This window comes from Mesorhizobium sp. 2RAF21 (assembly GCF_052115345.1).
GTDB lineage: Bacteria > Pseudomonadota > Alphaproteobacteria > Rhizobiales > Rhizobiaceae > Mesorhizobium > Mesorhizobium terrae.
On record NZ_JBFRGM010000001.1, the window covers coordinates 487,943 to 509,882 of the forward strand.

At 63.3% G+C, this 21,940-nt stretch carries 23 protein-coding genes; 10 read left to right on the forward strand and 13 right to left on the reverse strand.

The window, feature by feature from the left end; genetic code table 11:
- Nucleotides 1-105 precede the first annotated feature (105 nt).
- Entirely contained in the window at nucleotides 106-4,431 is a 4,326-nt protein-coding gene (locus AB4136_RS02460) for a cytochrome P450 (RefSeq protein ID WP_024923376.1), read from the forward strand.
- Nucleotides 4,432-4,481: 50 nt separating this feature from the next.
- Here AB4136_RS02460 and AB4136_RS02465 read toward each other — a convergent pair whose 3' ends face one another.
- The 4 genes from AB4136_RS02465 to AB4136_RS02480 form a co-directional block, all read right to left on the reverse strand.
- Entirely contained in the window at nucleotides 4,482-5,162 is a 681-nt protein-coding gene (locus AB4136_RS02465; RefSeq protein ID WP_024923377.1) for a Crp/Fnr family transcriptional regulator, read from the reverse strand.
- Nucleotides 5,163-5,325: 163 nt separating this feature from the next.
- Complete coding sequence (locus AB4136_RS02470) at nucleotides 5,326-5,592, reverse strand: response regulator transcription factor (RefSeq protein WP_024923378.1); 267 nt, start codon at nucleotides 5,590-5,592, stop codon at nucleotides 5,326-5,328.
- A gap of 150 nt (nucleotides 5,593-5,742) precedes the next feature.
- Complete coding sequence (gene sugE / locus AB4136_RS02475) at nucleotides 5,743-6,057, reverse strand: quaternary ammonium compound efflux SMR transporter SugE (RefSeq protein WP_024923379.1); 315 nt, start codon at nucleotides 6,055-6,057, stop codon at nucleotides 5,743-5,745.
- Between the two features lie 133 nt (nucleotides 6,058-6,190).
- The gene (locus AB4136_RS02480; protein ID WP_137900324.1) at nucleotides 6,191-6,316 is read right to left on the reverse strand and encodes a hypothetical protein; all 126 of its coding nucleotides are present in this window, start codon (nucleotides 6,314-6,316) and stop codon (nucleotides 6,191-6,193) included.
- 150 nt (nucleotides 6,317-6,466) lie between these two features.
- Between AB4136_RS02480 and AB4136_RS02485 the strand changes: the two genes are divergently transcribed.
- Complete coding sequence (locus AB4136_RS02485) at nucleotides 6,467-6,877, forward strand: GFA family protein (protein ID WP_024923380.1); 411 nt, start codon at nucleotides 6,467-6,469, stop codon at nucleotides 6,875-6,877.
- A 12-nt stretch (nucleotides 6,878-6,889) separates the two neighbouring features.
- On the opposite strand, the gene AB4136_RS02490 is transcribed toward AB4136_RS02485, so the two are convergent.
- Nucleotides 6,890-8,155 (reverse strand): DNA recombination protein RmuC, encoded by a 1,266-nt coding sequence (locus tag AB4136_RS02490; protein WP_024923381.1) that lies wholly within the window; start codon nucleotides 8,153-8,155, stop codon nucleotides 6,890-6,892.
- 102 nt (nucleotides 8,156-8,257) lie between these two features.
- Here AB4136_RS02490 and def point away from each other — a divergent pair, with 102 nt between their 5' ends.
- The 4 genes from def to truA are packed head-to-tail and all read left to right on the forward strand — an operon-like array spanning nucleotide 8,258 to nucleotide 11,003.
- Nucleotides 8,258-8,788: a peptide deformylase gene (gene def / locus AB4136_RS02495; RefSeq protein WP_024923382.1), complete on the forward strand. Its 531-nt coding sequence runs from the start codon at nucleotides 8,258-8,260 to the stop codon at nucleotides 8,786-8,788.
- An 8-nt stretch (nucleotides 8,789-8,796) separates the two neighbouring features.
- Nucleotides 8,797-9,732 (forward strand): methionyl-tRNA formyltransferase, encoded by a 936-nt coding sequence (gene fmt / locus AB4136_RS02500; protein ID WP_024923383.1) that lies wholly within the window; start codon nucleotides 8,797-8,799, stop codon nucleotides 9,730-9,732.
- Nucleotides 9,729-10,238, forward strand: a complete 510-nt coding sequence (locus AB4136_RS02505; RefSeq protein ID WP_024923384.1) for a GNAT family N-acetyltransferase — start codon at nucleotides 9,729-9,731, stop codon at nucleotides 10,236-10,238. Before fmt ends, AB4136_RS02505 begins: the two co-directional genes overlap by 4 nt.
- Nucleotides 10,239-10,247: 9 nt before the next feature.
- Complete coding sequence (gene truA, locus AB4136_RS02510; protein ID WP_024923385.1) at nucleotides 10,248-11,003, forward strand: tRNA pseudouridine(38-40) synthase TruA; 756 nt, start codon at nucleotides 10,248-10,250, stop codon at nucleotides 11,001-11,003.
- A 26-nt stretch (nucleotides 11,004-11,029) separates the two neighbouring features.
- On the opposite strand, the gene AB4136_RS02515 is transcribed toward truA, so the two are convergent.
- Entirely contained in the window at nucleotides 11,030-11,611 is a 582-nt protein-coding gene (locus AB4136_RS02515; RefSeq protein ID WP_024923386.1) for an Lrp/AsnC family transcriptional regulator, read from the reverse strand.
- A 48-nt stretch (nucleotides 11,612-11,659) separates the two neighbouring features.
- On the opposite strand from AB4136_RS02515, the gene AB4136_RS02520 reads away from it, so the two are divergent.
- Nucleotides 11,660-12,856 carry an MFS transporter gene (locus AB4136_RS02520; RefSeq protein WP_024923387.1) on the forward strand — a complete coding sequence of 399 codons (1,197 nt, stop codon included), beginning with the start codon at nucleotides 11,660-11,662 and terminating at the stop codon, nucleotides 12,854-12,856.
- On the opposite strand, the gene AB4136_RS02525 is transcribed toward AB4136_RS02520, so the two are convergent.
- Both AB4136_RS02525 and dapE read right to left on the reverse strand, forming a co-directional pair.
- The gene (locus AB4136_RS02525; protein WP_024923388.1) at nucleotides 12,853-13,449 is read right to left on the reverse strand and encodes a hypothetical protein; all 597 of its coding nucleotides are present in this window, start codon (nucleotides 13,447-13,449) and stop codon (nucleotides 12,853-12,855) included. The two genes, AB4136_RS02520 and AB4136_RS02525, sit on opposite strands and share 4 nt — an antisense overlap.
- 12 nt (nucleotides 13,450-13,461) lie before the next feature.
- Nucleotides 13,462-14,649, reverse strand: coding sequence for a succinyl-diaminopimelate desuccinylase (dapE, locus tag AB4136_RS02530; RefSeq protein ID WP_024923389.1), 1,188 nt, complete (start codon nucleotides 14,647-14,649; stop codon nucleotides 13,462-13,464).
- Between the two features lie 140 nt (nucleotides 14,650-14,789).
- Here dapE and AB4136_RS02535 point away from each other — a divergent pair, with 140 nt between their 5' ends.
- A complete protein-coding gene (locus AB4136_RS02535) occupies nucleotides 14,790-15,809 on the forward strand; it encodes a 2-dehydropantoate 2-reductase (protein ID WP_024923390.1) in 1,020 nt (339 codons plus the stop codon).
- Between the two features lie 30 nt (nucleotides 15,810-15,839).
- On the opposite strand, the gene AB4136_RS02540 is transcribed toward AB4136_RS02535, so the two are convergent.
- The 3 genes from AB4136_RS02540 to dapD form a co-directional block, all read right to left on the reverse strand.
- Nucleotides 15,840-17,009, reverse strand: coding sequence for a GGDEF domain-containing protein (locus AB4136_RS02540; RefSeq protein ID WP_024923391.1), 1,170 nt, complete (start codon nucleotides 17,007-17,009; stop codon nucleotides 15,840-15,842).
- 121 nt (nucleotides 17,010-17,130) lie between these two features.
- Nucleotides 17,131-17,502, reverse strand: a complete 372-nt coding sequence (locus AB4136_RS02545; RefSeq protein WP_024923392.1) for a DUF805 domain-containing protein — start codon at nucleotides 17,500-17,502, stop codon at nucleotides 17,131-17,133.
- Between the two features lie 105 nt (nucleotides 17,503-17,607).
- Nucleotides 17,608-18,462: a 2,3,4,5-tetrahydropyridine-2,6-dicarboxylate N-succinyltransferase gene (gene dapD / locus AB4136_RS02550; protein WP_024923393.1), complete on the reverse strand. Its 855-nt coding sequence runs from the start codon at nucleotides 18,460-18,462 to the stop codon at nucleotides 17,608-17,610.
- Between the two features lie 138 nt (nucleotides 18,463-18,600).
- On the opposite strand from dapD, the gene AB4136_RS02555 reads away from it, so the two are divergent.
- Nucleotides 18,601-19,440, forward strand: a complete 840-nt coding sequence (locus AB4136_RS02555) for an LOG family protein (protein ID WP_024923394.1) — start codon at nucleotides 18,601-18,603, stop codon at nucleotides 19,438-19,440.
- Here AB4136_RS02555 and AB4136_RS02560 read toward each other — a convergent pair.
- Both AB4136_RS02560 and AB4136_RS02565 read right to left on the reverse strand, forming a co-directional pair.
- Nucleotides 19,428-20,309: a DUF817 domain-containing protein gene (locus AB4136_RS02560; RefSeq protein ID WP_024923395.1), complete on the reverse strand. Its 882-nt coding sequence runs from the start codon at nucleotides 20,307-20,309 to the stop codon at nucleotides 19,428-19,430. The genes AB4136_RS02555 and AB4136_RS02560 overlap by 13 nt on opposite strands.
- Nucleotides 20,306-21,013, reverse strand: a complete 708-nt coding sequence (locus AB4136_RS02565; protein ID WP_024923396.1) for a pyrimidine 5'-nucleotidase — start codon at nucleotides 21,011-21,013, stop codon at nucleotides 20,306-20,308. Before AB4136_RS02565 ends, AB4136_RS02560 begins: the two co-directional genes overlap by 4 nt.
- 163 nt (nucleotides 21,014-21,176) lie before the next feature.
- Here AB4136_RS02565 and AB4136_RS02570 point away from each other — a divergent pair, with 163 nt between their 5' ends.
- Nucleotides 21,177-21,932, forward strand: coding sequence for a GGDEF domain-containing protein (locus AB4136_RS02570; protein WP_024923397.1), 756 nt, complete (start codon nucleotides 21,177-21,179; stop codon nucleotides 21,930-21,932).
- Nucleotides 21,933-21,940 lie beyond the last annotated feature (8 nt).

Below are 21,940 nucleotides of genomic sequence, written 5' to 3' on the forward strand. Positions count from 1 at the left end.
TACATCGCTCCGGCCGGAATGAATGTGAAGCGGATCACTTACCCGGCCCGAATCGGGCCGTAGCATCATCGGCGGGTTTTTCAGGGCGTCCGGGGGATCGAGAACATGGCCTTTGCCTTCAAATATTATGAAGGGGTTCTCAAAGGGCAGGCCGAGCTGTCGTTGAACGATGCGGCGCCGCCATTCGACATCGAGCGGATGCGCGGCAAGCCGGGTTTCGTTTCGCGCCTGATAAAGGGCGGTCTCGAAAAACCCGACTGGTGGCTGGGTCTCTTTCGGCGCTTCTGGCCGCGTGCGCGCCTCGGCAGGGTCGTGTTGCTCACGCGCTTCGAGGACGTGCGCGAGGTGCTCGAGCGCGAGGCGGATTTCGAGACGCCCTATGGCATGGAGATGCGCGAGTTCGGCGGCGGCGCCAATTTCATTCTCGGCATGAAGGACAGCGAAGCCTACCGCCGGCAGAAGTCGGCGGTTCTCACGGCTTTTCCGCCGAGGGAGATCGAGGAGCGCGTGCGGCCGATTGCCAGGGAGAACTCCCGGCAGATCGTCAAGCGTGCCGGAGAAAAGTTCGACGCCGCCGGCGAATTGATGCGCATCGTTCCCGTCCGCATCTGCCGCGACTATTACGGGCTGCATATCGAGGACGACCGGCAATTCGGTGACTGGGCGCTTGCGCTCTCCAACATCTTCTTTGCCGATGCGACCGCCGACCGCACGACGCGGGAACTGGCGGTGGCTGCCGCGCAGAACATGCTGGCTACGATCAATCGGTCGATCGACCTGATCATCGCCAAGGGCAAGCCGGACGACCGGCCGCTCGGCCGCCTAGTCCAGATGCTGAACAAGGGCGAGGTTTCCGGTCGGGACGAAATCTGCTCGATCATGATGGGCATGATCACCGGCTTCATGCCGACCAATCTGCTCGGCGGCATCAATTGCCTGGATGTCGTGCTGGACAAGCCGGAAGCGTTTGACTGCATCCGCAAGGCAGTGCTTGCGGAAGACAATACGCGCCTGGAAAAGGCGATCGTCGAAGCGATGCGCTTCAAGCCGATCTGGATTTGGCCCTGGCGTTATGCCGCCGAGGACAGGACCATCGGAGCTGGGCGCTCGCGCCCCTTTCGCATCCGCTCCGGAACGACCGTTCTCGCCGCCACCCGGTCGGCCATGTTCGACACGTCGAAGATTGCCGATCCCTGGACTTTCAATCCTGATCGCAACCCAAGCGAAAGCATGGTTTTCGGCCACGGCATCCACACCTGCATCGGTATTGCGATGGCCCGCGTCCAGATCGGCGAGGCTTTCAGGGCGCTGTTCGAAAAGCCCGGCTTCCGCAGGGCGCACGGCAAGGAAGGCAAGCTAGTAAGGATAGGCGCCTATCCCGACACGCTGATGGTGGAATTCGACCAGCCGGCCGAGAACCGGCAGACCGATCAGGCGCTCGTCACCGTCTGCGTGCCCGTCCGGCCGGGCGTCGATGCGTCGCGGCTTCAGCAGGAGATCGACACGCTTGGCAACCCGGCGACCGACGTCCTGAAAGCGAGCCTCGACAAGACGGCCGCGATACACTTCGCCAGCCTTTCGGCGGTTTCCACCGCCGATGGCGAGGCGCGGCAAGACGGCGGTCTCTATCTGATGTTGGAACTTTCCGGGGACGGAACAAGGCGCCAGGTGATCAAGACGTTCGCCGAGGCCACAGCCACCCAGTTCCAGCCGCTGTTCGAGCGTTTTTCCGCCGTCCCGCTCAAGGGCTCGTTCGAGGCTTTTCTCCAAAAGCACACGATCGATGTGTCGCCGCAATTCGGTAGCCTGTCGGGCCTCGTGTTTGCGGGCACGCCGGGACACTCGGTTTCCCGTATCCAGGCCGAAGCGGCGCTGGCCGACGAAGCCAGCAACATCGTCGAGGGGCTGACCGGCTTCCAGGGGCCGCCGGCAGCGGAGATCCTGAAGACCGTTCGGACCCAACTGGCTCAGGACAGCCGCTTCGATTGGGCATTTGCGCCGGCGCCAAGCCTGCTCGAAAAGCCGGGCGGTTCGCTGGGTTCGACATTCTTCCACAGCGTCTTCAATCTACGCACGGCCCTGCCGCTGGCGATCCTTGTCGCCATCCTCACTTTCCTGACCTATGCGATGATGTTCGATGCGAGCGGCGGCTGGTTTCGCATGGCGGCGCGGATCGGCTCGTCCCTCGTCGTCGCCGTTGGCGGGCTGGTTCTCACCACCCTGGCGCTGGCGACGGCGATAGCCGTCTGGTTGAGGCGCATCGAGCAGCGCGACGACGTCAGCGCAACCGGCATCAGCCTTGACGCGCTCAAGCAACTGCAGCAGCGCGAGGATGCGGACGGCTATACCCAGAACCACATGACGGCGGTCTCGATCATCAAACCGGGCATGCTTCGCGTCTTCCTGCTGGGCTTTTCGTTCTACATCATTTCGATCGCCGCCAGCCGGGCGTTCCGGCCGGGTTATCTCGGCGACATAAACACGATCCATTTCGCGCGCTGGGTCAGGATCCCCGGTACCAACCGGCTCGTCTTCTTCAGCAACTACGGCGGGAGCTGGGAAAGCTATCTCGAGGATTTTGTCACCAAGGCGTCCGCAGGTCTCACCGGCGTCTGGAGCAACACGAAGGGGTTTCCGCGCACACGCTTTCTGTTCCTGGACGGTAGCCGTGACGGTGACCGGTTCAAGCGCTGGGCGAGGGCGGAGCAAATACCGACATCGTTCTGGTATTCGGCCTATCCCAAGCTGAACACCACGCTGATCCGCAAGAATTCGCGCATCCGCCAGGGCTTGTGCGCGGCGCGCATGAGCGAGGCGCGCGACTGGGTGAGCCTGTTCACCTCACTGCCCCGGCAGGACGGGATCAAGCTGTCTTTGCCACAGAAGCTGCTCAATCAGGCCGAGGACACGGCCGTGGAAAGCCTGGAGAATGGCGAAATCCAGTCGCTCGTCTTCGGTCCGCTCGGCAATCTCGAACACGCAAAGATGTTTGCCTTCGCAGTCGGCGACAAGAGTTCGGTTGAGCAACGTGAAGGCCTGCTGGACTATCTCGTCTCGCATGTGAGTTTCGGCGATGCTAAGCCGGCCGCGCGCGCGATGTTCTGTGTCTTCGGGCCGGACGGCCTGAAGAAACTGGGCCTTGCGGGCAATGCAAACAGCGATCCGCTTGCCAGCTTCCCATTGGCCTTCCGGCAAGGCATGGCGGACCAATATCGCAGTCGCATTCTTGATGACCGGGGCGACAGCGCGCCCGAGCTTTGGCGCTGGGGCTCGGTCGCGACGCCGGTCGATCTGGCGATGGTCTGTTATGCCGCCACCAAGGAACTGCTCGATGAGATGGGGCTCGAGATGGGCAATCTCGCGGCGCGGTCGGGGCTGGTGCCGAGAGCGGTGATACCGCTGTCGATCGAACGCGGCGCCGCCAAATGTCCGGTCGGAGATCCGGCGCGGAAAGAGCGTGAAGACAGCCCGATGGCGAGGGAGCATTTCGGCTTCGTCGACGGCATATCCCAGCCGGTGATCAAAGGCACCAGGCGTAGGAGAACTCATAATTCGAGCCCGATTCACCAGATCGCCGCCGGCGAATTTCTGTTCGGCTATCGCGACGAACATGGCTTCTATCCACCAAGCCCGACGACGCCGGCCGAGTTCGATCGCGAAGGGCGTTTGCTGGCGATCGACGATGGTGGGCAGCCCGTTGCCGGCGCTGCTTCGATGCATGATTTCGGCCGCAACGGGTCGTTCGTCGTCATCCGCCAACTTGAACAGCATGTCGATGCATTCAACGACTACTGTCATCGAGAGGCGGCGGGCCTGCGCAGCTTCAAGGGTTTCGAAGGGGTCGATGCTGAATGGATCGGCGCCAGGATCGTCGGCCGCTGGAAGAACGGCTCGTCGCTCACCAGGAATCCGGACAGCCCCGGCCGTGAACTCGACAATCAGTTCACTTACGGAGCGGAGGACCCTCAGGGGCTGCATTGCCCGTTGGGTGCTCACATAAGGCGCTCCAACCCGCGAGACTCGCTGGGCACCGATATCGATACCCAGCTTCGCATCTCCAAGCGCCACCGTATCCTGCGCGCCGGCCGCAGCTACGTCCTGGACAAGGGCGAAGGCACCGCAGCCGAAAAGGGACTGCTGTTCATCTGCTTCAACGCGAGTTTCGAACGCCAATACGAATTCATCCAGCAGACCTGGATGTCCGCGCAAAACTTCCACGGCTTGCGCGGCGAAAAGGACCCGCTGATCGGCAGGCAGCGGGTTGAGGGAGAACCCAAGGAGGCGAAGGGGCGTTTTACGATCCCGCGCTGGGAAGGAGCGGTCGAGCTCACCAATCTGCCGTCGTTCATCACCATGCGCGGCGGCGGCTATTTCTTCATGCCGAGCCGCGCCGCTTTGCAATATCTGCGCTGGCGCATGCGTGGGGGCTGATTGCCGTTGAGGCCAATCGGAGGCGGCTCGTCCGCCCTGCCAAGCACGGCTCAGTCGGAACCGACATGCCGCAAGCGGCTTGGATCGTTCACTTTGACATGGCCGCGTTTAGTCGCGATCAGGGCGCGACCACGCCAATCGTTGAGCAGTTTGTTGACCGATTCCCGCGTCGCCCCGAGCGTCTGTGCAAGCTCGGATTGCGAGATCGCGATCCAGCCGGAAGCGTCGGAAAGCCGGTCGTTCAGATGCAACAGGCGTTTGGCGAGCCTCGCTTCGATCCCGAGGAAATTGTGGTCGCCCAGTTCCTCGCTGACCCACCTCAGCCGTTTGCACAACAATTCGATGATGGCGCGGCCGAGCAAAGGATCCTGCTCGATGCGGTCGAGAACCTGTTTGCGGGTGAGCGAGACGATCGAACAATCGGATCTGCAGATGGCCGTCGCCGTCCTGCGCCCACCGTCGAGCACGCCGATTTCGCCGATCAGGCTCGGTGGAAACTGGAGATTGGCGACCAGCTTGTCGCCGCCGGTCGAGTAGATCGAAATCTCGACCGAACCGCCAAGCAGGCCGTAGATGCGGTCGGAAGGATCGTCCTGGAGAAAAAGCAGCCGCCCGGCGGCGTATTTCTCGGGCTTGGCGTCGCCGAACATCCTGTCCAGCAAATCCCGGTCATAATGGGCGAAGCCGGCAAGCGCCTGCTTTGGTTCCTGATCCAGACTGGTCATCAACATCGGTGCCCCCAAAGCCCGATTTCAATTCAAACGAAAAGATTGCGCCTTCATTTCCTTGCGAATTCCAGCGAAGCCCTTGGGCGAGCGAAAGTATACGCGCAATAACGCGCCTTGAACAGCCGGTCGTCATGGCATGTCCGGTTCGCTTGGCCGGCTCCGCAGCCTAGGGCATTGCGGGCTCCAGCCTGCTCAAGGCGATATTGCCTCTCATTGTCGCCATCATCGCCGCCTGGGTATGGTTTGCCACCCCAAACTTGCTCATGATCTGACGGACACGCATCTTGATCGTCGATACCCGCGTGCCGAAATCGCGGGCGCGGATGGGGTCGCTGAAGGAGAGCTGGTCATGGACCATCGCCGCGATGCCGGCGCGCTTTAGCGCAAGCGCATCGACCACCAGCACAACAGCTCTTTTTGCGGCCCCAGCCATTTGTCGGTTCCTCCGGGCTCGCAGGTGCCTGTTCCTGCAATGCCGGAGTTCGCCTTTTCCATATCGGTAACCCATCCATGGCACGACGCAAACGTCTTGGATGTGAGGCCTTTCACACCGCGAAGATCCACGGCGGGTGTCCCGCTTCCGTCAGGCGGCCACCTTGAGGCCGATGATGCCGGCGACGATCAGTGCGATGCAGCTCAGTCGCACGGCGGTTGCCGGTTCGCCCAGAAGCCAGATGCCGAGCAGCGCTGTTCCGACCGTGCCGATGCCGGTCCAAACCGCATAGGCTGTGCCGACCGGCAATGCCTTCAGCGCCAGACCGAGCAAGGTCAGGCTGATGATCATCGAAACGACGGTGAGGATGGTCGGCGTAAGCTTGGTGAAACCTTCGGTATATTTCAGGCCGATTGCCCAGCCGATTTCGAAAAGCCCAGCGAAGAACAGGTAGGTCCATGCCATGATGAAACTCCGCGTCTGAACGCCACCAACCGCGTTCCGGGGAGAGAATGTTTCCCACCGGGCGGGGGATTGATTGGCAAGACGGCCGGCGCGGCGTCGCGCCGGCTGCCTGAGGTTGCCGCGGTCCGCGGCCTCACTTCTCCTTGATGCGGGTCGCCTGCACGGGCGGAGCCTTTATCGCCGGCGCTGCCGCGGGCTTCTTGGCATCCTTCTTCGGCTTTCTGGCTTCCTTGCCAGGTCTCATCGAACCTTTGGCCATGATTCGCTCCTCCATTGGGACAAACACAAGTGAAACAACAGATCGCGAAAAGAGCAAGGCACAGGCGTCAATCGATGGCGCCAGATTGCAACAGACGTTGTCCGGCTGTCTGGCCGCGCTAGATTGCTGGAAGAAACGAGGAGGACGACCATGAAGATCGACGGCGGCTGCCATTGCGGCGCGATTGCCTATGAAGCGGAGGTCGATCCCGACAAGACATCGATCTGCCACTGCACCGATTGCCAGCAGCTTACGGGCACGGCTTTCCGGGTGACGGTACCTGCCCCGGAGGCGCAGTACCGGATCACCCGGGGCGCGCCGAAAATCTACATCAAGACGACCGCGGATAGCGGAACGCCGCGCGCCCATGCTTTCTGTGCCGATTGCGGTTCGCATCTCTACGCCACATCGGTGGGAGACGGCCCGAAAGTTTATGGCATTCGCGCCGGCACGGCCAGGCAGCGGCAGGAGCTGCTGCCAAGGGCGGAGAAGTGGCACGCTTCGGCGCTGCACTGGCTGCCGCGATTTGAAAGTGTCGAGGTCACTTCCGAAGGAGCATAAGCTCGCAGCACTCTAGCTGTCGTCGCCTTCCACAACCCGCAGCCTCAGCTGACCGGTCTTGGAATCAGCGGTGCGCGAGACGGGCTCATGCTTGTGTTGCCCGTCCGCTTTGTTGGCCTCGTCTGCTCCTTCCGCTCCCCCGAACTCCAGCGCCTCGATCTTCTGGCCGCGTTTGGTGACCTTGGAGGAGGAGACGAGTATATCGTCGATGTCTTTTGAGGCCTGGCCGAAATGGGTTTGCAGCTTGCGCACCCGCTCGTCGAGCCGCACGACATCTTCCATCAGGCGGATGACCTCGCCCTGGATCAGATGCGCCTGTTCGCGCATCCGCGCATCCTTGAGGATCGCCTGGATGACCTGGATCGACAGCATCAGGAGCGATGGCGAGACGATGACGACACGGGCCCGATGGGCACGCTGCACCAGCGCCTCGAAATGCTCGTGGATTTCGGCGAACACCGATTCCGACGGCACGAACATGAAGGCGGTGTCCTGCGTCTCGCCCTGGATCAGGTATTTTTCGGCGATATCGCGGATATGGACCTCGATATCGCGCCGGAACGATTGCGCCGAGACCTTCTGCAGCTCGGGGCTCTCCGCCGCGCGGATGGCGTTCCAGGCTTCAAGCGGAAACTTGGCATCGATGGCGAGCGACGGCGCGCCGTTCGGCATCTTCACCACGCAATCCGGCCGGCTGCCGTTCGACAGCGTCGCCTGGAATTCATAGGAGCCGTGCGGCAGTCCGTCGGCGACGATCGCTTCCATGCGCGACTGGCCGAAGGCGCCGCGCGTTTGCTTGTTGGAGAGGATCGCCTGCAGCTGCACCACTTGCCCGGCAAGCGACTGGATGTTGCCTTGCGCGGTATCGATCACCGCAAGCCGCTCCTGCAATTTGGCCAGGCTTTCATGGGTCGATTTCGTCTGCTCGGTCATGGTCTGGCCGATGCGCCCGGTCATGGTGTCCAACCTCTGGCCGAGCGATTGCGTCAATTCGGCCTGGCGGGCGCCGAACACGTCGGCCAGCGCGCCCATGCGCCCTTGCATCTCGGCCTGCGATTGCAGGATGCCGGCCATGCGCGCTTCGGCATCGCGGGCATGATCTGCGGCTTCCGCCGCGGCGACGCTGCGCGCCTTGGCCGCGCGCCACAGCGCCACGATCAAGGCAACGAACAGGACAAAGACAAGCAGCACGACGAAGCCCAGCGCCTGGCCGAGCGAAATCGTGGTCGCGCCAAGCCGGGCGACGGGTTCGGAGAGGATGGAGCCGAGGTCGTTCATTGCGCCAGCATAGCCGATTCTCGAGGCTCGCAAAGATCAAAACGTGAACATGGCGACAGCAGCGCAGTTGACGCTTTCTTTGCAAGGTTTTAGGTGAGCGGTATGTCGATCAAGCCGCTCATCATTCTTCCCGATCCCGTCCTGCGTCAGGTTTCCAAGTCCGTCGAGCGCATCGACGAGCCGTTGCTCAAGCTGGCCGATGACATGCTGGAGACCATGTACGATGCACCGGGCATCGGCCTGGCCGCTATCCAGGTCGGCGAGCCGCTGCGCATGCTGGTGATCGATCTCGCCAAGGAAGGCGAACCGCCGGCACCGCATGTCTTCATCAACCCCGACGTCCTGGAAAGCGGCACTGAGCGCTCGGTCTACGAGGAAGGCTGCCTGTCGATCCCCGACTACTACGCCGAGGTCGAACGGCCGGCCACAGTCCGCGTCCGTTATCTCGACCGGGATGGGCGGCTCCAGGAAATCCAGGCCGAAGGGCTGATGGCAACCTGCCTGCAGCATGAAATCGACCATCTGAACGGCGTTCTGTTCATCGACCATATTTCGAAGCTGAAGCGCGATATGGTGGTCAAGAAGTTCAAGAAGCTCGCCCGCGACAAGGCGCCCAGCCGGCTGGCTGGCTGATCGGGTTCATGACGCTCCGCATCGTCTTCATGGGGACACCGGATTTTTCGGTCGCGACGCTGCGCGCGCTGGCCGAGGCCGGGCACGGCATTGCCGCGGTCTATACGCAGCCGCCGCGCGCCGCCGGCCGGCGTGGACTGGAATTGACGCCATCGCCGGTGCAGCGCGAGGCCGAGCGCCTCGGCATTGCCGTGAGTACGCCTGTTTCGCTGAAGAACGAGGCGGAACAGCAGGCATTCCATGCGTTGAACGCCGATGTCGCGGTGGTTGTCGCCTATGGATTGCTGCTGCCCAAGGCGATCCTCGATGCGCCGCGCCTGGGCTGTCTCAATGGTCACGCCTCGCTTTTGCCACGTTGGCGTGGTGCAGCACCGATCCAGCGCGCCATCATGGCCGGCGATGCCGAGACCGGCATGATGGTCATGAAAATGGAAGCTGGGCTGGACACCGGCCCAGTCGGATTGGTTGACAAACTGGTCATCGATCCCGACATGACGGCTGGCGACCTGCATGATCGCCTGATGGCGGCAGGGGCCAGATTGATGGTCGATGCGCTGGCCCGGCTTGAAACCGGAACATTGAGCTTTGTGGAACAGGCCGCCGATGGCGTGACCTATGCGACAAAGATCGATAAAACGGAAACCCGGATCGATTGGACCCGCCCGGCGGGCGAGGTTCACGACCATATCCGGGGCCTGTCGCCTTTTCCGGGTGGATGGTGCGAGGCCATGATCGGCGGCCGTGTCGAACGGCTGAAGTTGCTGCGTTCGACTGCCGCCGAAGGCGCGGGGGAACCGGGAGGAATTCTCGACGACCGGCTGACGGTCGCCTGCGGAGCAGGCGCGGTCAGGCTGGTCGAATTGCAGCGGGCGGGCGGTAAGCCCGTAACCGCGCAGGAGTTTCTGCGCGGGGCCAAGTTGGAAAAAGGAATGAAATTGTCATGAGCATGATGTCGATACGCGCGGCGACGCCGCGGGACCGCGAGGCAATCCGCCTCGTCGAAGAGCATGCCTTCGGCCAGCAGACCGAAGCAGGCCTGGTCGACGCCATCGTTTTGGAAGGCAACGCGGTGCTGGAGCTGGTCGCCGAGGAAGATGGCCAGGTGGTTGGCCACATCCTGTTCTCGCGCCTCTATGTCGAGAACGGCGGCAAGCAGTTCCCGGCCCTGGCGTTGGCGCCACTCGCCGTGGAGCCCGACTTCCACGGCACCGGCATTGGCGGTGCTCTGGTACGCGAGGCCCATATCCGGCTGAAGGATGCCGGCGAGAACCTGTCGATCGTCCTGGGCGATCCGGCCTATTACGGCCGCTTCGGCTACAGCCACGATCGTGCAGCCGGTTTTGCCTCGGAATACCAGGGCGAAGCGCTGCAGGCGCTGGCCTGGGGCGAGGCGCCCGAAAACGGCGAACTGGTCTACGCTTCGGCCTTCGGCACCGCGCTCGCGGCCTAAGCTCACTGCATGCCCCGCTATCGCCTCGACATCGAGTATGACGGCGGGCCTTATGCCGGCTGGCAGCGTCAGGCTGCCGGCCAGCACACCGTGCAGGCGGCGATCGAACAGGCGATCGCGCTGTTCTGCGGTGACGCGATTTCGCTGCGCGGTGCCGGGCGCACCGACGCCGGCGTGCATGCCACCGCCCAGGTGGCTCATGCCGACCTGTCCAAAGCCTGGCCGGACGACACGGTGCGCGATGCCGTCAACGCCTACCTTCAACGGGCGGGTGAGCGCGTCACCATCCTGAAGGCCGCTGTCGTGGCCGACGATTTCGACGCGCGGTTTTCGGCGACCGGCCGGCACTATCTCTACCGCATCGCCAACCGCCGCGCGCCGCCAGCATTGGACAAGGGCAAGGTGTGGTGGGTGCCCAAGCGCCTCGACGCCGAAGCCATGCATGAGGCGGCCAAGGTGCTCATCGGGCGGCATGACTTCACCACTTTCCGCTCGACGCAATGCCAGGCCAACAGCCCGCTGCGCACGCTTGCGCGGCTGGATGTGAGCCGCGACGACGAGACGATCGAGATTCGGGCCTCGGCGCAGTCTTTCCTGCATAATCAGGTGCGTTCGATGGTTGGTTCGCTGAAACGCGTCGGGGAAGGTGGCTGGTCCGCGACGGACCTCAAGGCGGCGCTGGAGGCGCGCGACCGGGCAGCCTGCGGCCAGGTGGCGCCACCCGACGGCTTGTTCCTGACCGGCGTCGACTATCCCAATTCGTAATTCCGCCGGTCGTCGGATGCTCGTGTTCAGTTGGTATCGACCTTGGAAATGGTATTGACGCTGCCGCGATGCTCTATCGGCCGCGCCATATGGCGCGGCATTGGCCAGACCTTGGTCGTACCCGGCTGCACCGGCCGTTCCAGATAGGTCGACAGCACCACATAGCTGCGCGTCGCGATGACACCCGGCGTGTCGTATAGTCTCGCCAACAGGCCTTCCAGCGCGTACGTGTCCCTGGCGCGAACCTTGAGCAGCATGCAGGCGTCGCCGGCGACGGAGTGGATCTCTTCCACCTCAGGATAGGCGGAGATCGCCATGAGCTCCGGCGTCTTGCCCCAGCCGCGTGTGTCGACATGGACGAAGGCAAGCAGCGGCTTGTTGACGGCCACAGGGTCGATCAGCACCGACGTGCTGCGAATGGCACGGCTGCGGCGCAACCGCTTCACCCGCTCATGTGCGGCCGGGGCGGAAAGACCGACCTTTTCACCGAGTTCGGCATAACTCACGGTGGCGTCCTCGCACAGCGCGCCTAATAGCTTTCGGTCCATATCATCGAGGTCGCGCTCCGGAATGATGTTTTGCCGAATGCCATCTGTTTCTTCATCCATCTTGAAGATTCCTCTTGAGGCTGAACATCGTTCAACCATCATGCGCCTATGACAAAGACAGATCAATCATCCGCCATCCCCTTGGACACGACCGCGCGGCTGCCCGCCGTGACCTATGTGCTGACCTTCTGCATCGCCGTCATCGGCTCCAATTCGCTGGTGCTGGGTCCGATCGCGCCGGAAGTGGCCCGTTCGCTCGGTACGAGCGTTGCGCTGGTGATGTCGGCATCGGCCGCTTTCGGGCTTGGTACGGCCGCCAGCGCACTTCTGATGGCGCGCCATGTCGACAGGCTCGGTGCCCGGCGCATGCTGCTTGGCGCGCTTCTCGGACTGGCGGCGGCGTTGGCGCTGAGTGCGCTTGCGCCGGCGGTGCCCGCTCTGGCCCTTACCCAGCTCGCTGCCGGCGTCGCATCGGGCATTGCGCTGCCGGCAATCTATGCCGGCGCGGCGGCGGTGGCGCCACCCGGTCGCGAAAGCCGCACCATCGGCGTGGTTCTGACAGGCTGGACGCTCAGCATGGTGGCCGGCGTCTCATTGTCGGCGCTGGTTGCCGACCTTGTCCACTGGCGGGCGGTCTATGCGGTGGTGGCGCTGCTGGCGTTCGGCGCCTTTGCCACACTGAAGACGAGCCGGTACCGCGATGCACCCGCCGCCGGCTCCGCGCCGTGGCCGTTGGCGGCGCTGCGCATCGGTGGCGTGAAGCCGCTGCTGGTTGCCTGCGCGGCCTTCATGAGCGCGTTCTACGGCATCTATGGCTATCTGGGCGATCATCTGCACAGCGCTCTCGGCGAGCCGGTCAGCGCCAATGGGATCGTCGCGCTGGTCTATGGCATCGGTTTTGGCGCCGCGGCTTTGCTGGACGGCGTCGTTGACCGGTTGGGCGCACGGCGTGTCATGCCCTTCGCTTTCCTTGCCGTCGCCGCCGTCTATCTCGGCTTCGCGCTGGCAGGTGGCAGCTTCGCCTTCGTCCTGGTCATTACTTTCCTGTGGGGCCTCAGCAACCACTTCGGCCTGAACGTGCTGATCATGCGGTTGGCGGCGATAGACCCGGCGCGGCGTGGCACGATCATGGGGCTGAACAGCGCCGTCACCTATCTCGCCGTTTTCGCTGGCACGACAGGCTTTGGTCCGCTCTATGCCTCGCAGGGTTTCGAGATGGCGGCGCTTGCCGCCCTGGTCCTGATGCTGGTTGCCGCCGCCGCCGGCAGCTGGCGTTTGCCTGCCTCGGCAACCCCGCGGAACTAGTCGCCCAGCGCGGGTATGTTCAAGAGTTGCGTCAATGCGAACAGGACGAGCAGCGATGTGACGAACATGCCCGCGAAGACAGCGGTGCCCATCGCCCCGCCCTTGCCGATCGCAGTGGTGGTCATGCGCCAGCTGAACACCTGCGAGAGAAAGAAGAGCGATAGCGAAATCAATTGGCTTGCCTGATCGGTAGCCGGAAGAAACATGTGAACGAGTGCTGCCGGCAGCGTCAGCCATGCGATGATGGCCGAAGCCCAGTTGCTGGCCACGACGTAGTGCACGAAGCGCCCGCTCAATCCGGCCCGAGGCGCGATCGCAGCCAGCGCCAGCAGTGGTAGCACCCAGATGCCGATATCGACCATGGCCAGCTTCAGCATCAAGATGAAGCGGCTTAGGGAAGGATCGGCGGTGGCGATGGCGTTGGCGGTGCCGACCCAACCCACGATCATGGCTGGCACGGCAACGACAATCGCGAAGAAGGAATTCCAGAAACCGTCGGCTGAAAGGTCGAGCAGGCGCAGCCCGTCGACCTTTCCCAGCATCAAGTGCCAGGCGCCGGTCAGCGACGATTGGATGTCATTCGCCGAAAGCATGATGCGGCTCGCCTATCCGAACCAGTCCTCGATGAACCGCTGGTAGATCGCCGTCAGCGTTTCGAGATCGGCCAGCGCCACCCGCTCATCCACCATATGCATGGTCTGGCCGACGAGGCCGAATTCGACGACCGGGCAATAGTCCTTGATGAAGCGTGCGTCGGAGGTGCCGCCGGACGTCGACAGCTGCGGCTTGCGGCCGACGACGGCGGCGACGGAACCGCTGAGTGTCTCGATCAGCTTGTCGTCGCGGGTCAGGAAGACGTGGCTCGGCCGGTCCTTCCAGCCCAATTCGAAGTCGATCGGTTCCTTGCGGCCCTTGCGGTACTTCTTGCGGCCGCTGGCGCTATCCAGCCGGTTGTGGATCTCCGCCTGCACGGTCTCGGCGTCCCAGGTGTCGTTGAAGCGGATATTGAAGGTGGCGGTCGCCCGGGCCGGGATGACATTGGTCGCGGCGTTGCCGACGTCGATCGAGGTGATTTCCAGATTGGTCGGCTGGAAGTCCTTGGTGCCCTTGTCGAAGACTGGATTGAGCAACGCGTCGACTATCGTCATCAGTCCCCGTACCGGGTTGTCGGCGAGGTGCGGATAGGCGACGTGGCCCTGGCGTCCGTTGACGGTGACGGTTCCGGACAACGAGCCGCGCCGGCCGATCTTGATCATGTCGCCGAGCGTGTCCGGATTGGTGGGTTCGCCGACGATCGAGGCATCCCACTTTTCGCCCTTGGCGGCGGCCCATTGCAAAAGCTTCACCGTGCCGTTGATCGACGGGCCTTCCTCGTCGCCGGTGATCAACAGCGAGACCGAGCCTTTCGGGCCGCCTTTCTGCACGACATGGCGGGCAAGTGCGGCGATGAAGCAGGCGATGCCGCCCTTCATGTCGACGGCGCCCCGGCCATACATCTCGCCATTGGCGATCGCCGCCGAGAAGGGCGGATGTGTCCAGGCTGCTTCGTCGCCCACGGGCACCACGTCGGTATGGCCCGCGAACATCAGGTGCGGCCCATTGCCGGAACGCCGCGCGTAGAGGTTTTCCACGTCGGGCGTGCCGTCTTCCTTGAACATCGGGCGCTCGACGGTGAAGCCGAGCGGTTTCAGCATGGCCTCGATCGCCGACAGCGCGCCGCCTTCAGCAGGCGTCACGGAAGGACAGCGGATGAGCGTGGCGAGGTTGGCGGCGGGGTCGGTCGGCAGGGTCATGAGCGCAGCGTTATTCGAAAGATGGGAACCTGTCACGGTCCTTGAGGGTGAGAGACTTGCGGTCCCTCGCGGAACCGCTTGAAATGGCCGGCAACGGCTGACGCGAGATAGTACTGCCTTCAGCTTGCTTGGAGATTGCGATGACAGTGCGCGATGCATCCATTGTTGTAGCGGGCGCCGGCAGCATCGGTTGCTATGTCGGAGGTTGCCTGGCCCTGGCGGGACGCAAGGTGACGTTGCTGGCGCGTCCGCGCGTCGAACAGGCTTTGCGGCGGGGCGGACTGCGCATCACCGATCTGGAGAAGCGAGACCGGCGCCTGAACCAGCCGGCATTTGCAGTCGAGACGGTCGCGGACATCGCGCTGAAAGGCGCCGATATCGTTCTGGTGACGACCAAGAGCGGGGCGACCGAGGAGATGGGGCGTCTCATCGCCGCGCATGCTCCCGGCCACGCGGTCGTCGTCAGTCTCCAGAATGGCGTCGACAATGCCGACCGGTTGGTTGCGACCGCCGGCGGCCGGCAAATCCTTGCCGGCATGGTGCCTTTCAATGTCGTGCAATGGGAAGACGAGGTTCCGTTCAGGGTGCATCGCGCCAGCGAGGGTGCGATGCTGATCGAGGCGGGGGCTCCTGGGCTTTCCAGCCTGCTCGATGTCGAGGGACTTGCCACCGCCACCCATGCCGACATGCGTTCGGTGCTCTGGGGCAAGCTCCTGTTCAATCTCAACAATGCGCTGGTGGCGCTTTCCGATCTGCCGCTTGCGACCGAGCTTTCGGACAGGCGCTGGCGCCTGTTGCTGGCAACGCAGATCGCCGAGGCTCTTAGCGTGATGAAGAAAACCGGGATCAGGCCGGGTCGTGTCGCCGGTCCGCCGCCGGCCTTGTTGCCGGCCATATTGAGGCTGCCGGATTTCCTGTTCACGCGGCTGGCCAAACGCATGCTGGCGATCGATCCGCAGGCGCGCTCGTCGATGTGGGAAGACCTGCAACGCGGCCGCACCACCGAAATCGACGAGTTGCAGGGCGCCATTCTTCGCCTCGCCGCCAGGGCCGACACGCGTGCGCCGCTGGTGGAGCGGATCACCGCCCTGGTGCGGGAAGCCGAGCGAAACGGGCGTGGGTCGCCGGGGTTGGCCGTCGAGGCGATTGGCCGGGTCTAACCCGCCCGTCACGTTGCTCGCCTGAGAGGCTCAACAGGCGTTTGACAGATGCGCGCGATGGCGGCCCTTGCCGGCGCGCTTGGCCTCGTAAAGCGCGAGGTCGGAACAGGTCAGCAGGCCCTCCGGCGTATCGCCATCGACCGGGGCGCGAGCGCTGCCGATGCTGAGGCCGACATAGACGGTTGTCACCACCTCGATGTCGAAAGGCTCGGCGATTGTCTCGATCGCGCGCCTTGCCAGATGGGCTGCCTCGATCTCCGATGTCGTGGGCAAAAGCACGATGAATTCGTCGCCGCCGATGCGGAACACCATGTCGGTTGCCCGGAACGTATTCGTCAGTCGCTCGCCGACACGGCGCAGCAAACGGTCGCCGGCGGCGTGGCCGTAGCTGTCGTTGATATGCTTGAAACCGTCGAGATCCATGCTGAGCACGACAAAGGACTGGCTGCTGCCGGCGGCGCGCGCAGCCAGCCGCTTGCACATGCGATGCAGTTCTTCCTGGAGCAGGATGCGGTTCGGTAGCCCCGTCAGCGCATCCCGCACCGCAAGGTCGCGATTGTCGAACTCGGCGCGGATCATGCGCACGCTGATGGCGTGATTGTGGACAAGGACGCCGATGATGCCGGCGACATAGAAGGGGAGCTGAAGCCCCACCACCATCATGCCGCGCGAGGGCGAGAAAAGCGCGCCGAACATGAAAGGCAGGACGACCGCCAGCATGACCAGGATTGCATAGCGTGGCGTCGCCGCATTGCGCGACGAGACGACGCCGATCACGCCGGCGACGTTCAGCGCGGCGAGTACGGAGAGGACGAGGTTCTCGCTCGCGACACAGCCGAAACAACCCAGCCCGAAGATGATGGACCACGTGCCGCCGGCCGCCATCAGTGCACCGAGCGGCGGATCTTCGCCACGCTGTCTTGCGGCCTCGCAGCGCCGGATCAGCGTGAAGCGATACGCCAGCAGTGCGAGATCGGCCGCGATCCACAACCAGGGCCACCAGGCGCCGGTGAGAATGATTGTCGTTCCCGCCAGGATGAGAACGCTCAGGCTGGCGAACAGGATCGCAAATTTGCGGTCGTAGGTCGTTTCGAGAAGGCGGGCCCGGATGGCGGCCGGCTGGTGTCTGAGCGGAGCGGAGAACCAGGCGAACAGACGAGCCGCCCGATTGTCGCGGTCATTCCGGGGAGCTTTCGCCAAGTCTGCCAGTCGGTTCACCCAACGCCATCATGACACCCGTTTTTTCTTGCACGGGTCGATTAAGAATCTCTTAGGATTCTAATTTAGCATGATGGAATGCGCGCCTGGGCGTCGACCACCCTTAGCCGCGGTCGTTGGTGCGCGCGCCGTAGCGGTTCGGGCCGGGCATGCCGGGAAACAGGCATAATACGACGAAGGCGATGATGGAAATCACCGGCACGAACAGCACCAGCGCGACCAGACCGGGCTTCTCGAGATCGTGCAGACGTTTGACGGCGAGCGCGATGTTCGACCAGAGCGAGCCGATGAAGGCGACGAAGAAGGTCAGCGCCCACATGTTGCTTTCCGGCGTGCCTTCAGGGACCAGCGTGAAACGATAGAGCGGGAAGGCCTGCACGATCGCCACCAGCAGACCGCCGAGAAAATAGGCCGCGCGGCTGACCCGTCCCGAGACGCTGAAGAAAAGCCAGACGAGTTGCGATTGGTCAGCCACTTGGGTGCAGTCCGTCCTGGTTATCGGTTCGGCGTTCGCCTTGCAGCGTCGCGGGCGCGACAAGGGTGCCGAGCCCGCGACAGGTAGGGTTGCTTGGCGTCGATATCAATCGCGAAGCAGCTCGTTGATCGAGGTCTTCGACCGGGTCTGGGCATCGACACGCTTGACGATGACGGCGCAATAGAGGCTCGGACCCGGCTCGCCGTTCGGCAGCGGCTTGCCCGGCAGCGAGCCCGCCACCACCACAGAGTTGGCCGGCACTTCGCCGTAGAACACTTCGCCGGTGGCGCGGTCGACGATCTTGGTCGACTTGCCGATGAACACGCCCATGCCAAGCACGGAGCCCTCGCGCACAACGCAGCCCTCGACCACTTCCGAACGCGCGCCGATGAAGCAGTTATCCTCGATGATCGTCGGTCCGGCCTGCATGGGTTCGAGCACGCCGCCGATGCCGACGCCGCCCGACAGGTGCACGTTCTTGCCGATCTGCGCGCAGGAGCCGACCGACGCCCAGGTGTCGACCATCGTGCCGCTGTCGACATAGGCGCCGACATTGACGAAGGACGGCATCAGGACGGCGCCTGGCGCCACATAGGCGGAGCGCCGCACCACCGCCGATGGCACGGCGCGGAAGCCGGCCTTCTCGAATTCGAGCGAGCCCCAGCCATCGAACTTGGACGGAACCTTGTCCCACCACGAGGCGCCGCCGGGCGCGCCAGAGATCAATTCCATCGGCCTCAGGCGGAAGGACAGAAGCACCGCCTTTTTCAGCCACTGGTTGACCTGCCACTGGCCGTCAGCCTGCCGTTCGGCGACGCGTGCCGTGCCTTTGTCGAGCAGTTCCAGCGCCGATTCGATGGCGTCGCGCACCGCGCCGCGGGTAGCAGTCGAAATGCCATCGCGCTCCTCGAATGCCTTGTCGATGGTCTTTTCAAGGCTCGCCAGATCGGGCTTCGACATCAAATGCTCCGTTACCATGCAGTGAAAGGCCGGCTCTTAACCTGTTTGAAAGCCGCGCGGACCCTATTTGATGGGATTGTGAGGGTCAATCGCAGCTGCGTCATGGGACGACGCTCGAAGGGATTTGGACGGGTGGATATGAACCCAATGGATAAGACTGGCTGGACGCCACTGCCGCATTCGGACGAGGATCTGGAGCGCGCCAGGAGCGTTCCCGACACGCCGCAGACACGCGCCTCCACTTACAGGCTGGCCTGGAACGACGAGGACTTCATGACGCGGCGCGAGCTGCGCCCGGTTCGCCTGCAGCTTGAGCTGCTGAAGCCGGAGATGATCCTGGCGGAACGCGGCATCCGTTCCACGGTGATCCTGTTCGGCGGCGCTCGCATCCCGGAACCGGGAGGAGAAGCGTGGGCCGCGAAGAACGAGACCCAGAAACGCAACCTGGAGAAGAACAGCAAATATTATGACGAGGCGCGCAAGTTCGCCCGTCTGTGCTCACAGCACTCCGCCGCTTCCTATTATCGCGAATTCGTCGTGGTCACCGGCGGTGGCCCGGGCGTGATGGAAGCCGGCAATCGCGGCGCCGACGATGTCGGTGCGCCGTCCATCGGCCTCAACATCGTTCTGCCGCACGAGCAGGCGCCGAACCCCTATGTGACGCCGGAACTGTGTTTCAACTTCCACTACTTCGCCATCCGCAAGATGCATTTCGTCATGCGGGCGAAGGCGGTGGCGGTATTCCCCGGCGGCTTCGGCACGATGGACGAGTTCTTCGAGACGCTGACGCTGATCCAGACCGGTCGCATGGAGCGGGTGCCGGTGATCCTGTTCGGCAAGGAATTCTGGCGGCGCGCCATCGATCTCGAATTCCTGGCCGAGCAAGGCACGATCACGCCCGGCGATCAGGACATCATCGATTTCGTGGATACTGCGGAAGAGGCCTGGGACATCATCCGACGCTTCTACAACCTCTGAGGAGCTGGGCCCGGTTCGATCTGGGCCATCGCTTGCGGCCGGTGCACCAGTGTCACCAGCACGAAGGAGATGATCATCAGCAGGTACCACGCGCCGAGCTTGTGGATCGAAACCGGTGTCCAGCCTTCGCTCTGGCTCGGGTAGATCCAGGCGCGCGACCAGGTGCCGATGTTCTCCGCGAACCAGATGAACAGCGACACCAACAGGAAGCCGAGCAGCAACGGCATCCTGTGGCGGAAACGGAAGACGCGATAGTGCACCGTCGTCCGGAGATAGATCAGCGCGGTCGCCGCAAACAGCCCGTAGCGAATGTCGACGGTGAAATGGTGCGCGAAGAAATTGACGTAGATGGCGGCGGCGAGCATCGCCGTCGCCCATAGCGGCGGATAGCGGGTGTAGCGCATGTCGAAGATGCGGCTGACACGCGCGAGATAGGAGCCGACGGCCGCATACATGAAGCCGGAAAACAGCGGCACGCCGCCAATGCGGAAGAAAGCGTCTTCGGGATAGATCCACGAACCGGCCGAGGTTTTGAACAGTTCCATCGCTGTGCCGACGATATGGAAGACGAGAATGACCTTCGCTTCGGAGATGGTTTCCAGCTTGAAGCCGAGCATGGCGAGCTGGATCGCAAGGGCCGCCAGGAACAGAAAGTCGTAGCGAGCGAGTATTGCCTGCTCCGGCCACCAGAATTTGGTGCCCAGGATCAGCACGAGCATGGCGCCGCCGAACAGGCAGGCCCAGCCCTGCTTCAGGCCAAACACCAGGAATTCAACCGCCGCGCCGTAAAAACCCCTGGCCGGCAGCCGGTCCAGTACGCCATGGGCAGCGGCATCGATGACCGCCTCGACGGAGGTGAAGCGTTTCAAGCGGCTTTGTCGATGATCGTTGAAAGGAAGCCGCCGAGATCGTCGGTGACGTAGTCGACGTCGTCGACATTGTCGGGATCGCGTTCCCAGATCTCGGAGAAGGTCGGCTCGAAGTTGCGCGGAACCACGAGCACCGTCATCATGCCGAGCGCCTTCGGCACGGCGAGGTTGCGGGCGAGATCCTCGAACATCACTGAATTCGGCCCGCTGACGGCATGCAGCGCCGCGAACTTCTCATAGGTCTGGCGCGCCGGTTTCGGCGTCAGTCCGGCGGCGACGATGTCGAAGATGTCGTCGAAATGGTCGAGGATGCCGAGCTGGCGGGCGGCGCGCTCGGCATGGCCGCGATCGCCGTTGGTGAAGATGAACTTGCGGCCGGGAAGCTGGCGGATGGCGGTACCGAGAACCGGGTCCGGCACCAGCCAGGAATAGTCGATGTCGTGCACCTTTTCGAGGAAATCGTCGGGGTCGATGTTGTGGCGTTCCATAAGCCCGTTCAGCGTGGTGCCATATTCGAGATAGAGTTCCTTCTGCAGCTTGCGCGCGTCCTCGCGTGAAAGCGTGAGCAACTCGGCAACATAGGTGGTCATCTTCGCATCGATCTGCGCGAACAGATTCGAATGATGTGGATAGAGCGTGTTGTCGAGGTCGAACACCCAATCGGTGACATGGGCGAAGCGGGCGGGATCGGGGGATTGGGTCATGGCGCTGTTATGGCACGAAACGGAGGCGACGGGAGACTTTATCCACCGCTCATGCGCGTCGAGTGCGGCCAAAGTGGCGCGGCGATTCAAATTTTAGCTGTCGCTTAAAGGAGACCTTCAAGTCTGGCGCGCCATAAGGCCGCCAGCCGGGGGAGAACAGTTGATGGCCAGCATTCTTATGCGTTCCGCATCTGTGGCCGGGGTCGCGGTTCTAACCTCTCTCCTGGTCGTTCTCGCCATCGGCCTCGTGCTCGGCGAGGCCGTCGATCTCAACGCCTGGATCATCGGCACGGTCTGTCCGCTGCTGATCGCTTGGCCGGCAAGCGCCTATGTGTTCGCCCAGGGGGATCGGCTGAAGAACGCGCATCGCGATCTCGCGCGCGCCCATGCCCAGCTGGCCGTTGCCCACCGGCGTCTGTCCGACAAGGCCAGCCGCGACGATATGACCGGCATGTTCAACCGCGAGAGTTTTTTCGCGGCGCTGGAAAGCGGCAAGCGCCAGGCCGGCGGCGCGCTGCTGATCATCGATGCCGATCATTTCAAGGCGATCAACGACAGCTACGGTCATCTGACCGGGGATGAAGCCCTTCTGCTCATCGCAAGCGCGATCAAGCGCGCCGTGCGAGGCGGCGATGTGCTTGGCCGCATTGGCGGAGAGGAATTCGCGGCTTTCCTGTTCGGCGCCGACGAGCGCGAAGCCACCCGCATCGCGGAACGGATCCGCACCGAGGTGGAGCTGATCCTGTTCCGCCCGGTCGAGCGCATCGTCCGATTGACCGTGTCGATCGGCGGCGCACTCTACCAGGAAGCGATGACGCTTTCGGAGTTGATGCGTAGCGCGGATTTGCGCCTCTACGAGGCGAAGCGCCGTGGCCGGAACCTGGTGATCGTCGAGGCCAGCGTTTCGCGCGCCGCCTGAACTACCGG